The organism is Flavobacterium faecale (assembly GCF_003076455.1).
Taxonomy (GTDB): domain Bacteria; phylum Bacteroidota; class Bacteroidia; order Flavobacteriales; family Flavobacteriaceae; genus Flavobacterium; species Flavobacterium faecale.
Genome location: NZ_CP020918.1, coordinates 1,794,357 through 1,809,087 on the forward strand (window position 1 = coordinate 1,794,357; position 14,731 = coordinate 1,809,087).

Below are 14,731 nucleotides of genomic sequence, written 5' to 3' on the forward strand. Positions count from 1 at the left end.
TTCATGGAAGTTTCAATCCTCATTGTTACGAAAAACAGACCCAAAGAGCTTGCCTTTACATTGCATAATTTATTAGGTATAGTAGATTTAAGTCTTCATGAAGTTTTGGTTTTTATTGATGGTTGTATTCAAACAATGGCGATCCAAAAAGATTTTCCTTGGGTTCGTTGGGAATCTGTAGTCACAAGCGTTGGTGCTTCACCAGCACGAAGTATTTTATACAAAAATGGAAATGGAATCGTTTTTATAGGTTTGGATGACGATGCACATCCCTTAACTCCTGATTTTATATCGAAAGTACACCAAGTTTTTAACAACGATAAAAAGATTGGTATTGTAGCCTTTCAAGAAATAAAAGGAATTTTTGCCTCAGATGAGATTGCAATAGAAAATGCTGATCATAAAAGTGAAGAATATTATACAAATGATTTTATAGGTTGTGGTTTTGCTATCAAGAAAGAGGTGTATTTGCTGACCAATGGATTCCCAGTTTGGATAGATATTTATGGCGAAGAAGCTTGTGTTGCTATTGAAGTTTTGGATTTAGGTTACCAAATTAAATATGTTGGTTCAATAATGGTCAACCATCGTGTTGATAGATTAGGACGTATTAAAGGCGGTAAATTTTATTTTAGATTCGAAAAACAATTAAAAAATACTATTTATTATTATCTAGTATATTTGCCAAATCCATCCTATAAAATTGCGAGACTATTATTTCATAATTTTAAAAAATATGGTTTTAAAGATTTAAAGTATTTTCAACTGTTTTTGAAATCTTTTTTTACTGCCGTTTTTTCATTTCGGTATATACTGCGCTTTCGAAAACCAGTGCAAAAGTCTTCTTTAGAAAAAGCGAATAAACTAAAAGGGTTGAAGTATTAAGATTTTATATTAAAACACAGAAACTCATTTCTTAAAAAAGAAATCAAACCAAATTCGAATGTTAATTAAAATTGAACGCTATTATAACTACCCCGACATCAAGAGGCAAACTCCTGCGCAGAGTATGCAATGGAAAGATTTTACCTTTACTGAAGAAGATGTAGTCGAATGTGATTATTTAGTTATTTTAGATTATCCAAAAAATAACATTTCGATAAAAGTCAATCCAAATAATATTATAAGTGTGTGTTTGGAGCCACCCAATGAAGTTTCAAAATACCGTCAATATGGCAATAAAAAGGCTACTGTTATTATAAACCAATTAGATATAAGCAATAACAATATTTTATCTCATGGTGCTTTACCGTGGCATATAGATAAAGATTATGATTTTTTGACTGCTGTAAAGCAGCAGGATTTATTCAAGGAGAATAAGATTGTTTGGATAACTAGTAACCAACAATCTTCAATAGGGCATAGAGATAGAATGTGTTTTTTGGAACAGATAAAACCTTTACCATTTGTAGAATTGTATGGAAGGGGTATTAATCCTATTGATGATAAATGGGAAGTGCTAAGTAAGTCCAAATATGCAATTGCCTACGAGAATTTTCAAAACGAGTATTATTGGACTGAGAAAATTATGGATTGTTTTCTAAGTCATACCATGCCAATTTATTTTGGTTGCAAAAATATGGGGGAGTTTTTCCCTAAGAATTCGTTTATTCAAATGGATCCCAAAGACAAGCATATAGAATTGTTTTTGAAAGAAATAGTAAAATCCAAAAGATGGGAAGAAAATAAAGAAGCTATTAATGAAGCAAGAAACTTAGTTTTAAATAAATACCAGCTTTTTCCTTTTTTACACCATCAAATTAGTGTTTTGGTAGGAGAAAATGATAACAGACTTATGAATGCCAAAGAAAATATTACTATTAAAGGTAAAGATGCCTATTTTGATAATTATCCTTTTTCAGTCGCAATTGAAAAAGAGTTTTATAAATTGAAAAGTAGGATCGTCCTTAAAATTAGGTCTAAATTTTCCCCAACAAATCAATCTAGTTTATGAGTGAAAATGCTAAATATAGTTGGGTAAATGCATTACGGGGTTATGCAATTTTATTAGTTATTTTAATACATTCCGCACAATCATTTTCCGTTTTTGATTATATACTTAAAGTAAGTAATTCTGGTTATTTAGGAGTTCAGCTTTTTTTTATTCTAAGCAGTTTTACTTTGTTTAATTCGTATTCAAGAAGAAATTCTGAAGATGGTAAATTTGTGAAGAGTAAGTTTTTTATTCGAAGACTTTTCAGAATAGCTCCCTATTATTATACGGCTATGTTAATTTATATTCTGTATCGTGTTTTAATTAAAAATGAATCAGTTAATATTAAAAATATTGTAGCAAATGCTACTTTTATAAATGGAGTTTACTTGCCCGCTATGATTGGAAATGTACCGCCAGGAGGTTGGTCTATTGGTGTAGAAATGCTCTTTTATTTATTTATTCCGCTTTTGTTCAGGTATATAAATTCTTTAAAGGAAGCTATGTTTTTTCTAGTATTAACCTTAATTTTATCATTTTTGATAAATGAATTCTATTTTGAATTTACTGTTTCAGTCGTAAATTCTATTTGGGAAAATACGAATACTTATCTTTTTTATTTTTGGTTACCTAATCAATTTCCAATATTTGCTTTAGGCATAGTTTTGTATTTTATTAATAAAGAGGTTTTATTTTCATTCAAAATGGGGCAAGTTTTTTTAATACTATCATTGGGGGCGTTTTTCATATTACCTTTTGTTGAGGATATCAATCAATATTCGTTTAATATTATTAAAAAAGAATATGTTTATAGTATCGTTTTTTTATTTTTTGCTATTGGGGTATACACTACGAAAAACAAATATTTAAATAACAGTTTTATTCAAAAAATTGGTATTGTAAGTTTTAGTATGTATCTCAATCATTTTTTACTATTAATCATTCTGGGATATTTATATAGTGGCAGTATTAAATTTTTTGTCGAATATATGCATTTTTCAGAATTATTATTTAGAAATAATATAGTGTTTTTGATAACCTATGTGATTGTTGTGTTCTTGTCTTATTTTGTTTCTCAATTTACTTATGAAAAGGTAGAGTTAAAAGGAATTAATCTAGGGAAACAATTTATATCGAAGTTTGTCAATGAAAAAGATAGTTTGTGTTTTTCATATCCGATTAAAGAAGAAGAAAAATAAATGCGAATTACGTCAGAATAATGGATAAATTTCATTGTAGTATAGTGGTATGAAAAGTTTATGTTTTAATATGGGTTCCATTCATCATCAATACTATAGCATTCTTCACGGTTTCTCATTAAAACAACATATCGAGCAACGTTACTGGAATAGGTTCCCACGAAATATTTTGAATTTATTAGTAGATTAGAGTCTTTCAAAATATTAATCACCTCGTTTCTTATTTCTGATTTTTTTTGTTTGGAATTGTATTCCTTTTGAAAGTAACCATTTCTGGTTGGTGGACACAAACTTATAATTTGAAAATGCGGATATGTCGTTTTAAAATTATTGACAACGTCATAGTCATCTGTGCATAATGTAAAAGTAGAAATGTTAGGGTTTACTTGTAAGGCTTTGTCTAAATAGGAATCGATTTCAAAAGACTCGGCTTCTTTACTTTTTCCAGATACTTTATCACCTCTCCGAATATGGAATCCACAACTCTCCTTAATGACCTTGTTTAATTCAGTATCTTGAATAGTTATTTCTGTACTTGTTCTTAAATTAAAATCAAACAATAATTTTATGATTTGACGTTTTACCTCAAAAATACTGCCGTCGATTCCTAAATTCGGAAAATAAAAATGACTGGTTGTAAATTTTTCATTTCTCATATCATTCCAAATTTGGTCTTGAATAATTATCCTTTTTTTAAATAAGCGATGATATTTTTTGAAGCATTTATCTCTTCTACTCTCAATGTACATATCAATTGGTACAGGAATAAGACCCTTATACTCTTCAATTAGTGGATTGAAATAGTCGTTCCAGTTTCCACCAGACCATTTTTTAGAATATAATTTTAGATTAATTTCATTTTGCAAACAGTATAATACGATCAATGCTAAATTGTTTACTTCGGAAAAAAATCCTCTAGTACCTAGAGGATAAATTAATTCTTTTTTTGCGAAAGTTTTATTCGTTAATTGATAGTTTTGACGATATAGTTCTAACATTTATATAAATTATAATTAAGCTGTTTTTGCATGAAATTAAAAAGAATAAAGATTCTATATTTGAGGCTAAATTACTTGTTTTTTTATTTGATTGCTATAAAGAGGTTTGTTTTGATTAAAAAATAATATGTCATCATTTAAATAAAAGAATTAAAATTGAATGTAATTATAACATCAGAAAATATATAAATGCTTTTTAACTCCATTTCGTTTGCCTTTTTTCTGCCTATCGTATTCTTGTTATACTGGTTTGTTTTAGGGAAATCATATAAGGCTCAAAATGCTTTTTTATTACTAGCTAGTTATTATTTTTATTCCTGCTGGGATATTCGGTTCTTGGCTTTGCTATTGTTCTCTACAGGTTTGGATTATTTTTCGGCCTTACAAATTCAAGAATCAAAGTCTGAATCTTCACGTAAGTTTTGGTTTTGGGCCAGTATAGGTATCAATATTTCTTTTTTAGGGATATTTAAGTATTATAACTTTTTCGCCAGTTCATTTCAAGAAAGCTTGGTATTATTTGGTATTCAGATCGATTTGTATCTCTTGCAAATAATTCTACCAGTCGGTATTTCATTTTACACCTTTCACGGCTTGTCGTACATAATTGATGTGTATAAAAAAAAAATTATTCCAGAAAAAGATCCTTTGGCTTATGCCCTTTTTGTATCTTATTTTCCCTTGTTGGTTGCTGGACCTATTGAGAGAGCCACACATTTATTACCACAATTAAAGAGGAAGCGAAAATTTGATTACCAACAAGCAGTAGATGGTTTGTATCAAATTCTGTGGGGTTTACTCAAGAAAATAGTAATTGCAGATAACTGTGCGAAATATGCAAATCAGATTTTTGACAATGCGGCAGATTTTTCTGGTTCCACATTGGTCATGGGAGCTATTTTTTTTGCATTTCAGATTTACGGGGATTTCAGTGGGTATTCCGATATCGCATTAGGGACGTCTAAACTGCTTGGGATTGAATTGCTTCAAAATTTTTCATTCCCTTATTTTTCCAGAGATATTGCCGAGTTTTGGCGTCGTTGGCACATTTCACTTTCATCGTGGTTCAAGGATTATGTGTACATTCCTTTGGGTGGAAGTAAAGGTTCCAAATTAAATAAAATACGGAATGTTTTTGTGATTTTCCTGCTTAGTGGGTTTTGGCACGGTGCCAATTGGACCTTTATTGCTTGGGGATTTCTTCATGCGTTGTATTTTATTCCGTTATTACTAACCAATAAAAACCGTTCGAATATCGAAATTGTTGCCAATGAAACTTTCTTTCCATCCATCAAAGAATTATTTCAAATCGGACTTACTTTTTCACTAACCACCTTGGCATGGATATTTTTTAGAGCTCCAACGATTGGAGGAGCCATAGCCTACATTAAAGGAATTTGCAATCTATCACTTTTTACGTTTCCAAGTGTACGACCAACCTATTTGATTATATTAATCATCCTTTTTATTATAATCGAATGGATGGGCAGAAGATCAACATTTGCATTAGGTAGTTTCAACCAAATAGGAAACCGATATTTTCGCTGGACATTTCTATTGTTTTTATTGATACTCATTTTTATTTTTAATAGTCCAATAGAACAACAATTTATCTATTTTCAATTTTAGTATGAAGCGTTTTTTAAAAAATAGTATTCTGTTTCTTTTGGTATTCTTTATAGTAGATAAAGGCTTTTATTATTTTCTAATAAAAGCTCCAGAGAGAGAGTACGATACCCGACTAGAAGAAGTTTTTGAAGGCAATCTGAATAAGGATATCATTATTCTCGGATCTTCGCGAGGTTCAGATAATATTTTGGCAGGACAAATAGAAAAAGCAACTGGGCAATCGACTTACAATTTGTCTTATCAGGGTTCAGATGTTACTTTTCACTATTTTATGCTTAATACCCTTCTGAAATTTAATCAAAAGCCTAAAACAGTGATTTTGCTCATTGATAATCCATATGAATTTGACAGTAAAAAAAGTTTGAATTTCAGGATAGACAGGTTGTTGCCGTTAGCTAAATATAATTATTTTAATGAGGAACTTATAACACAAAAAGAAAAGAACTTATTTTCAAGAATATTCTGTTTGGGTAGGCTAAACTGGGAACAAATCACATTTAATCAAACTAAGAAGACGTCTGTAATACCAATCGATTCTTTTGGATCTATGCCACTCTATAAAAAAAAAGACACTACATTTTTACAGTATGCTAAAAAAGAAAAGGTGTATTTAGAAACTAATGAAAGCAAAGTAAAAGTGGCGGCATTCAAGAAGTTTCAATATTTATGTAAACAGGATAAAATTCAATTGTTTTACGTTTTTTCACCTAGTTTTATGGAGTTCAATTCGGGTTTTTATACTCGCTTTTTGAAAGAAGTGCAAAAGAAGAATGTAATGGTATACGATTCACTGAACCCAGTTTATAAAGATCCAGCTTACTTTTATGATGAATCACATTTGCTAGAAACTGGCGCTAAAATATATACAGACGAAATAATTACCTTTATCAAAAACAAAAACCAAACCAAATGAAAAAAATAGGTCTGATTCCGTTACGTAAAAACTCCAAAGGGATTCCTGGAAAAAATAAAAAGAAAATGTTGGGTCGTCCTTTGTTTTCGTGGATTTTGACCGAAGCTGCTTTCTCAAATTTGGATGAGGTAATTGTTTTTACAGACGATTTGGAGATCATCAGTTATGTCGAAAAAGAATACTTTTGGAACCACAAGATAAAGGCAATAATTCGCAATGAAGAGAATGCTACCGATACCGCTTCGACTGAAAGTGTATTGTTGGAATTTGCTGCTCAGGTAAATAACGATTTTGATGTTTTGTGTTTATTACAAGCGACTTCGCCGATGACGACCAGCAAAGACATCAATGCAGTGTTAAGTAAAATAGAAAAGGAAGCTTTTGATTCGGCTTTAACGGTTGTCAAAACGCATCGTTTTACTTGGAATGCAGACGGAACACCTCAAAATTATGATGTATTCAATAGGCCGAGACGCCAAGATTTTGAGGGGTTATTGGTCGAAAATGGTGCTGTTTATGCAACAAGTAAAGTGGCTTTTTTGAATTCGAAAAATAGAGTAAGTGGCTCAATTGGTTTAATCGAAATGGAAGAAGCTAGTTACACTGAAATCGATAGTACGACCGATTGGGAAATTGTAGAACAATTGCTTGCTAATCGATTACAAAAGAACAAAACACACCAACGAATTGATTATTTGGTTTTGGATGTTGACGGTGTCTTTACCAACGGTGGGGTATATTATGGACCAGAAGGCGAAATGATGAAGTATTTTGACATGCGCGACGGAATGGGATTAGAGATCATCCGTCAGCAGCAAGTAGAGGTGATTATCATGACTTCAGAAAACTCCGAATTGGTGGGGCAACGCATGAAGAAATTACAAATTCAAAATTGCTTTCTGGGTGTGAAAGATAAATACGCATTCTTGACACAGTTCTTAAAAGATAAAAAAGCCAACTTAGGACAAGTGGCTTACGTAGGTGATGATGTCAATGACTTGGCAAATATTTGTAGCGTAGGTTGGTCTTTTTGTCCCGCAAACGGAACCGATATCGTGAAACGAAGTGCAGATTATGTACTTACTAATGCTTCCGCAGAAGGCGCAATTAGAGAAGTTTGTGAAGTGATAATGAAGTACAATAAGCGATATTCATAGGAATGGGGGCTTCGACATGCTCAGTATGACAGATTAATAGTTGTAATTATAAAATTTTGTTTTTTTTATTTTATAATTCCACGATTGTCCGCATGAGCTTGTCGAAGGCTTTTTTTTAGCAGATTTGCTTATTGGAACGGGGCTTCGACAAAAGCTCAGCCTGACACGACAAGCTCAGCCTGACTGATGGATAATTGTAGTTATAAAATTTCGATTTTAAAATTTGTAATCCCACTATTGTCCGCCTGAGCTTGTCGAAGGCTTTTATTCAACGAATAATATAAGTATTTATGAAAACTTTCTACGTTTATATCTTAAAATGTAAAGACGATTCGTTCTACACCGGTTTCACCAGTAACTTGGATAAACGATTAATCGAGCATAATGCTGGGATTCATTCAGAGGCATATACTTTTACACGAAGGCCTATAACTCTGGTATGGTTTGAAATGTTCACAGACCCTACTCAGGCAATTATGATCGAAAAGAAAATAAAAGGTTGGAGCAGGAGAAAAAAGCAGGCACTAATTGATGAAGATTGGGATAGATTGGTTCTTTATTCTAAAAATTATACACAGTTTGGTAAAGACAAGGGGGGCTTCGACTCCCGTCCCGAAGCTTCGGGATCGGGACAGCCTGACAGACGAGTAGTTGTAGTTATAAAATTTCGTATTTAAAAATTGTAATTCCACGATTGTCCGCCTGAGCTTGTCGAAGGCTTTCTTAGCAGATTTGCTTATTGGAATGGGGCTTCGACAAAAGCTCAGCCTGACAGACGAGTAGATTTAGGAAGAATGCTTTTTTACACTGATTGTTAATTGGAACGAAGGCTACTTTTCAATAATAATGGAGTAAACTGTACATTATTCAAAAAAAATAATTTTCTTTGTTTTCTAAACCCGAATACATGACTACCTATAAGAAACCCTATGTTATTGCCGAAATTGGTTGCAACCACAAAGGGGATATTGAAATTGCCAAAGAACTCATTCATATCGCAAAGATTTTTTGCAACGTGGATGCAGTAAAATTTCAAAAAAGAAATAATAGAGAACTACTTACAGAGGCGCAATACACTGCTCCGCATCCAAATACAGATAACTCATACGGGGATACGTATGGTGCACACCGTGAATTTTTGGAATTTGATCTTGAGCAGCATGCCGAATTGAAAAAGTATTGTGAGTCAATTGGGATGGTGTATTCTACCTCGGTTTGGGATACGACTTCTGCCAAAGAAATTGCTAGTTTAAAGCCAGATTTTATTAAGATTCCGTCGGCTTGCAATAATAATTATGATATGCTGACTTGGTTGTGCGAAAATTATCCAGGTGAAATTCATATTTCGACAGGGATGACGACCAAAGCGGAGACCGCAGATTTGGTTCAGTTTTTTGTTTCGAAAGGTAGAAATAAAGATTTAGTACTATATAATTGTACCTCGGGTTATCCGGTTCCTTTTGAAGATGTGTGTTTGTTGGATATTAATTTATTGAAACAGAAATACGAGCATTTGGTAAAGCATATTGGATTTTCGGGGCATCACTTGGGAATTGCAGTTGATGTTGCGGCCTATACTTTGGGGGCGAACATTATTGAAAGACATTATACCCTTGATAGAACTTGGAAAGGGACTGACCATGCTGCTTCGCTAGAACCAATGGGATTGCGTAAATTATCGAGGGATTTGGTAGCGGTACACAAAGCACTTTCTTTTAAAGCGACGGACATATTGCCAATTGAGCAAGTACAACGTGATAAACTGAAGAATAAAAAAGGATAATCGAATCGCAGTTTCTTGCACTCGACCGCGTGAGGGATAGTAGCAATCCGCCGCAGCGGAGCAAATAGCCCGACAGCATTATAAAAAAGGGCTTTGTATAGACCTGTATTGGTGAGCCCTTTTTTATGATGGTGGCACGCCCAAATTAATTTTTGAATCAAAATATGAATAAAAAAATATTTGTCTTTTTTCCTGATGGCGTTGGTCTTCGGAACTTTGCTTTTACTCAGTTTAAAGAAATAGGAGAGGCGAGGGGCAACCAAATTGTGTACTGGAACAACACTGTTTTTTCGTTAAAGCAGGAGTTGGGGTACGATGAGGTTAAGATCGAAAATCATAAAATCCATAAGCTTACACCCATATACACGCGCATTCGTAAGCATATCGAATTGAATGTTTCTCAAAAGAAATTCAATGATGAGGTATATCCAACATATAAATTTCCATTCAGTTACAAGGGAATCAAAAACAGCCTAGTTAGTGTTTTTTCGAAAATAATGATTGGGTTTCATTCTTCGGAAAAGGGAATTCTTCGCATTCGAAAACGTATTAATGAACTAGAACGTTCTACGGATAAATACCAGTATTGCAGAGCACAATTATTGGAGCACAAACCCGATTTGGTGTTTTGTACCACCCAACGTGCCAGTCAATCTATTGGTGCTTTGTTGGCGGCACAAGATTTAGGAATTCCGACTGTAGGTTTTGTATATTCTTGGGACAATGTTCCCAAAGCGATGCAGTTAATAGAAACTGATTACTACTGTGTTTGGAGTGATTTGATGAAAGCAGAAGTGTTGAAATATTACCCTTTTGTGAAAGAAAACCAAGTAATAGTTACAGGTACGCCACAGTTTGAACCTCATTTTGATACTAGTTTATCTCAAAGTCGTGAAGAATTTTGTCTCGAAAACAACTTAGATTCCGCCAAAAAATACATTTGCTACTCTGGTGACGATGAAACAACGTCGCCTTTGGACCAGTATTATTTGGAAGATTTGGCAATTGCCATTCGAAACCTGAATTCAAAAGGTAGAAATTTAGCTGTTATTTATCGAAAATGTCCGGTTGATACTACTGCGCGTTATGATGCGATTTTGGAGAAATATAAAGATGTAGTCGTGTCGCTAGATCCTTTATGGAAGTCACAAGGTAAAAATTGGAATGAAATACTGCCTACGAAAGCCGATTTGAAGGCTTTGTATAATGTGTGCCAGCATTCAGAATTGGTGACCAATGTGTGTTCCTCGACGGTATTTGATTTTGTGGCGCATGGCAAGCCTTGTATTTATTATAATTACGAGCAACCGCAATTAAAGAAAGGCATTCGAGATATTGGACAAAATTACAAATATGTCCATTTTAGAAGTATGCCGAGTCCCGAAGCAGCAGTTTTTTGTACGGATAAAAAAGAGCTGGAAAATCTGGTTCAAAAGATTCTTGACAATGAATTGTCCAACGTATCTGAGGGGCAAAAATGGTTTGAAATCGTGGCGTCACCAAATCCTACGCATGCATCAAATCAAATTTGGAATGCCATCGAAACTATTTTAAAGTAAATTATGTTTTTTAATTCTTTTGCCTTTGCGGTATTTCTGCCCATTGTATTTATTTTGTATTGGTTTGTGTTTAACAAAAATAAAAGCAGTCAGAATTTATTATTGATCATTGCCAGTTATTATTTCTATTCTTGCTGGGACTGGCGCTTTCTGTTTCTGTTAGTTTTTTCCACTTTCTTGGATTACTATACCGGAATCCAAATTGAAAAAAGCCAAAAAGATGTCACCCGAAAATTCTGGTTTTGGTTGAGTATTGGTGTCAATTTAGGTTTTTTAGGCGTCTTTAAATACTATAATTTCTTTGCCAGTTCCATGAGTGAATTGTTGGGTTCGGTAGGTTTTCAGTCTAGTCCTTTCTTGTTGGATGTAGTTCTGCCGGTTGGAATTTCATTTTACACATTCCACGGATTGTCGTATGTAATTGATATTTACAAAAAGCGAATCAAAGCCGAGTATAACTTTGTTGATTACTCGCTATTTGTATCTTATTTTCCATTGTTGGTGGCGGGTCCTATCGAAAGAGCAACTCATTTATTACCACAAGTAAAGGTAAAACGCGAATTTGATTTCGAAAAAGCAAAAGCGGGAATTTATCAATTTGTATGGGGATTGGTCAAAAAAGTAGTCATTGCAGACACCTGCGCAACCTATGCCAACGCCATTTTTGATCATTATACGACCATGAATTCACTGTCTTTAATTCTGGGAGCTATTTATTTTGCCTTCCAGATTTACGGGGACTTTTCGGGTTACTCGGATATGGCATTGGGAATGTCAAAACTATTCGGAATCGATTTACTGAAAAATTTTAATTACCCTTATTTTTCTAGGGATATAGCCGAATTTTGGCGACGTTGGCATATTTCGCTTTCTACCTGGTTCAAGGATTATTTGTACATTCCACTTGGAGGTAGCAAAGGAGGAAAATGGCAACAAGTGCGCAATACTTTTATCATTTTTGTTGTTAGTGGTTTTTGGCATGGCGCCAACTGGACCTACTTGGTTTGGGGTTTTTTAAATGCGGTTTATTTTCTGCCTTTGCTTTTGCTCAATCGAAATCGTACCAACATTGAAAATCCAGTCTTGTCTTGGAATTTTAGCTCAATAAGAGTGGTACTGAATATCCTCAGTACTTTTATATTGTCGTCTATCGCTTGGATATTTTTTAGAGCAAAAACGGTGACAGATGCTGTTCTTTATCTAAAAGGAATTTTTACAAATGGGACTTTTGCTTCACAATATTTAGACAACCAACGATATAATTATGAAATACTCCTTTTGGTCCTAGTTTTTGTTCTAGTCGAATGGAATAACAGAACCAAAGTAGAACCTATTTCGGGGAAATATGATTTTGTAAAGTTAATTGCATGCATAACCGCAATCATTACATTAGGAACGTATTCGGATTATAAGGAGTTTATTTATTTTCAGTTTTGATAGAATGAATTATGTTTTGGATTGCGTTTGCCACTATACTGAAGTGAGCTAGATTGCGTTTACCCCGGCCCTAAAGGGAGCTGAAATGTGGAATACAGAAGTGAATATTTCTCCTTTTTACCCTTTAGGGTTGAGACGAAAAAGAGAAATATGGATGGATTGCTTGTTATGGTTGACCTAAAGCGAGTAGGAATGCGTTTACCCCGGCCCTAAAGGGAGTTGGAAGCTTAAAATAGTCGTTAATATTTTTCCTTTTCACCCTTTAGGGTTGGGGCAAAAAAAGGAAAAATGTCGTTGGACTGCGTTTACCCCAGCCCTGAAGGGAACTGAAATGAGGAATACATATGCGAATATTGATCCTTTTCACCCTATAGGTTTGGCGCGAAAAAAAGGAGAAATATGGATGGATTGCCTTCATCTTAACCTAAAAGAAGTAGATTATTAGTAAGTTAGCATTAGTAAATTCGAATTATAATTTATACATCTATGGAGGAAAATCCTTTGGAATCAGATAATATGTGGAAGGGAGCAACTCCTGCTATTTTTTCTAATGCTAAAAAATTAAGAGAAAATGCCACAGAGGCGGAAAATCAATTGTGGCTTGCCTTAAGAAACAAGCAATTGAATGGCTTGAAGTTTAGACGACAACATCCCTTAAGTTGTTACATCGCTGATTTCTACTGTCATGAATTAAAGTTAATAATTGAAGTTGATGGAGGTTATCATCTAACCAAAGAACAAATACAATTAGATAATCGCAGAACAGCTGATCTAGAATTTCAAGGTTTAAAAGTGATTCGATTTACAAATGAGGAAGTAATGCTTAGACTCTCTAATGTTTTAGACAAAATCAGGGAATGGGTATCGCTCCAACGTTAGAGTGAGCTGTATTGCGTTAACCCCAACCCTAAAGGGAGCTGAAATGCGTTTACCCCAACCCTGAAGGGAGCTGAAATGTGGAATACATTGGTCAATACTTTTCCTTTTTAGGGTTGGGGCGAAAAAAGGAGAAATATGGTTGGAATGCGTGTTGTCTTAGACCTAATGGGAATTGGATTGCGTTTACCCCAACCCTAAAGGGAGCTGAAATGTGGAATACAGAAGTGAATATTTCTCCTTTTCCCCCTTTAGGGTTGGGGCAAAAAAGGAGAAGTATACTTTTCCTTTTTCCCTTATAAGATCGGGGCGAAAAAAGGAAAACACAAGATCTCAAAAGAATTTAAAAAAAGGAATGAAAAAGTTTTTACTATTTATACTAAAATCGTTAGTTGCCATAACGATCATTTTGGTTGTTCTAGACTTAGGATACACCAAGATTTATAAGCAATCAAGTTCTCGCGGCAAAGTCGATCAAGTGTACGGCTCAACGGCTCGTAAATATGATATAGTGATTTTGGGATCGTCTCGTGCGAACAATCATTTTGTGTCAAAAATGTTTGAAGATAAAGGACTCAAAACATTTAATTACGGCATGAGCGGTGCGCATTTGTTTGAAGCTGATTTATTGTTGAAATTAATGTTGGAGCGCAACTATCAAATTAAAAATATTATTATCGAAGTAGATTTAAATTTATCGAATGATAAACGAGCTGATGGAGTAGCTTCTAAATTTTTGCCTTATATTCACGATTCAAAAGTGATAAGAGAGCAATTCGAAAAAGAAACCGATTTTGACTATTTATATTACGTGCCTTTTTACAGATACATCAAATACGATTCTCAAATTGGATTTAGAGAAGGATTTAAAACACTCAACAAAGAGGCAACCACGTTGTTGAACAATCAAGGCTATTATGCTTTGGGGAACAAGAAAAAAATGAAAATGCGCAATGATATTAGGAGCTTAATGCCATTGGTGCCTAATAAATATTATGAAGACATTAAGTTATTGTGTAAAAAAAACAACATTAAACTCATTTCAATAATGACACCCATGTGTGAAAACACCAAAGGCATGAATTATTTCGAAAAAGTAAAAAAAGCGTATCCTGAAATATATAATTATGAAAATGTAGTAGTCGAAGATCAATACTTTTCGTCTTGTGGACACATGAATGATATGGGGGCTAAAAAATTTACAGCCGTAGTTATTAATGATTTTTTTTAATATAAATTAGCTTCAC

General features: G+C 33.7%; 13 protein-coding genes. 12 read left to right on the forward strand and 1 reads right to left on the reverse strand.

The genetic code is table 11. The annotated features are described in order from the left end of the window. Positions 1–3: 3 nt before the first annotated feature. From FFWV33_RS07895 to FFWV33_RS07905, 3 genes are all read left to right on the forward strand, one after another. Positions 4–885, forward strand: a complete 882-nt coding sequence (locus FFWV33_RS07895; RefSeq protein WP_108740397.1) for a glycosyltransferase family 2 protein — start codon at positions 4–6, stop codon at positions 883–885. Positions 886–1,009: 124 nt separating this feature from the next. Next, positions 1,010–1,954, forward strand: coding sequence for a glycosyltransferase family 10 domain-containing protein (locus FFWV33_RS07900; protein ID WP_159085988.1), 945 nt, complete (start codon positions 1,010–1,012; stop codon positions 1,952–1,954). Next, positions 1,951–3,132, forward strand: a complete 1,182-nt coding sequence (locus FFWV33_RS07905) for an acyltransferase family protein (RefSeq protein ID WP_108740399.1) — start codon at positions 1,951–1,953, stop codon at positions 3,130–3,132. Before FFWV33_RS07900 ends, FFWV33_RS07905 begins: the two co-directional genes overlap by 4 nt. Before the next feature lie 65 nt (positions 3,133–3,197). Here the strand turns inward: FFWV33_RS07905 and FFWV33_RS07910 are convergent, their stop codons facing one another. Continuing rightward, the gene (locus FFWV33_RS07910) at positions 3,198–4,130 is read right to left on the reverse strand and encodes an O-fucosyltransferase family protein (protein ID WP_108740400.1); all 933 of its coding nucleotides are present in this window, start codon (positions 4,128–4,130) and stop codon (positions 3,198–3,200) included. Positions 4,131–4,319: 189 nt separating this feature from the next. On the opposite strand from FFWV33_RS07910, the gene FFWV33_RS07915 reads away from it, so the two are divergent. The 9 genes from FFWV33_RS07915 to FFWV33_RS07955 all read left to right on the forward strand — a co-directional run bounded on the left by FFWV33_RS07915 (position 4,320) and on the right by FFWV33_RS07955 (position 14,715). Next, positions 4,320–5,759 (forward strand): MBOAT family O-acyltransferase, encoded by a 1,440-nt coding sequence (locus FFWV33_RS07915; RefSeq protein WP_108740401.1) that lies wholly within the window; start codon positions 4,320–4,322, stop codon positions 5,757–5,759. 1 nt (position 5,760) lies between these two features. Beyond that, entirely contained in the window at positions 5,761–6,672 is a 912-nt protein-coding gene (locus tag FFWV33_RS07920; RefSeq protein WP_108740402.1) for a hypothetical protein, read from the forward strand. Further along, the gene (locus FFWV33_RS07925; RefSeq protein WP_108740403.1) at positions 6,669–7,829 is read left to right on the forward strand and encodes an acylneuraminate cytidylyltransferase; all 1,161 of its coding nucleotides are present in this window, start codon (positions 6,669–6,671) and stop codon (positions 7,827–7,829) included. The genes FFWV33_RS07920 and FFWV33_RS07925 overlap by 4 nt, the downstream gene beginning before the upstream one ends. Before the next feature lie 290 nt (positions 7,830–8,119). Further along, positions 8,120–8,506, forward strand: a complete 387-nt coding sequence (locus tag FFWV33_RS07930; protein ID WP_108740404.1) for a GIY-YIG nuclease family protein — start codon at positions 8,120–8,122, stop codon at positions 8,504–8,506. Between the two features lie 230 nt (positions 8,507–8,736). After that, complete coding sequence (locus tag FFWV33_RS07935) at positions 8,737–9,612, forward strand: N-acetylneuraminate synthase family protein (protein WP_108740405.1); 876 nt, start codon at positions 8,737–8,739, stop codon at positions 9,610–9,612. A 164-nt stretch (positions 9,613–9,776) separates the two neighbouring features. Then, complete coding sequence (locus FFWV33_RS07940) at positions 9,777–11,171, forward strand: glycosyltransferase family protein (RefSeq protein ID WP_108740406.1); 1,395 nt, start codon at positions 9,777–9,779, stop codon at positions 11,169–11,171. Positions 11,172–11,174: 3 nt separating this feature from the next. Further along, positions 11,175–12,608, forward strand: a complete 1,434-nt coding sequence (locus tag FFWV33_RS07945) for an MBOAT family O-acyltransferase (protein WP_108740407.1) — start codon at positions 11,175–11,177, stop codon at positions 12,606–12,608. 486 nt (positions 12,609–13,094) lie between these two features. Continuing rightward, positions 13,095–13,487 carry an endonuclease domain-containing protein gene (locus FFWV33_RS07950; RefSeq protein WP_108740408.1) on the forward strand — a complete coding sequence of 131 codons (393 nt, stop codon included), beginning with the start codon at positions 13,095–13,097 and terminating at the stop codon, positions 13,485–13,487. A gap of 352 nt (positions 13,488–13,839) precedes the next feature. Further along, positions 13,840–14,715, forward strand: coding sequence for a hypothetical protein (locus tag FFWV33_RS07955; protein ID WP_108740409.1), 876 nt, complete (start codon positions 13,840–13,842; stop codon positions 14,713–14,715). Positions 14,716–14,731 lie beyond the last annotated feature (16 nt).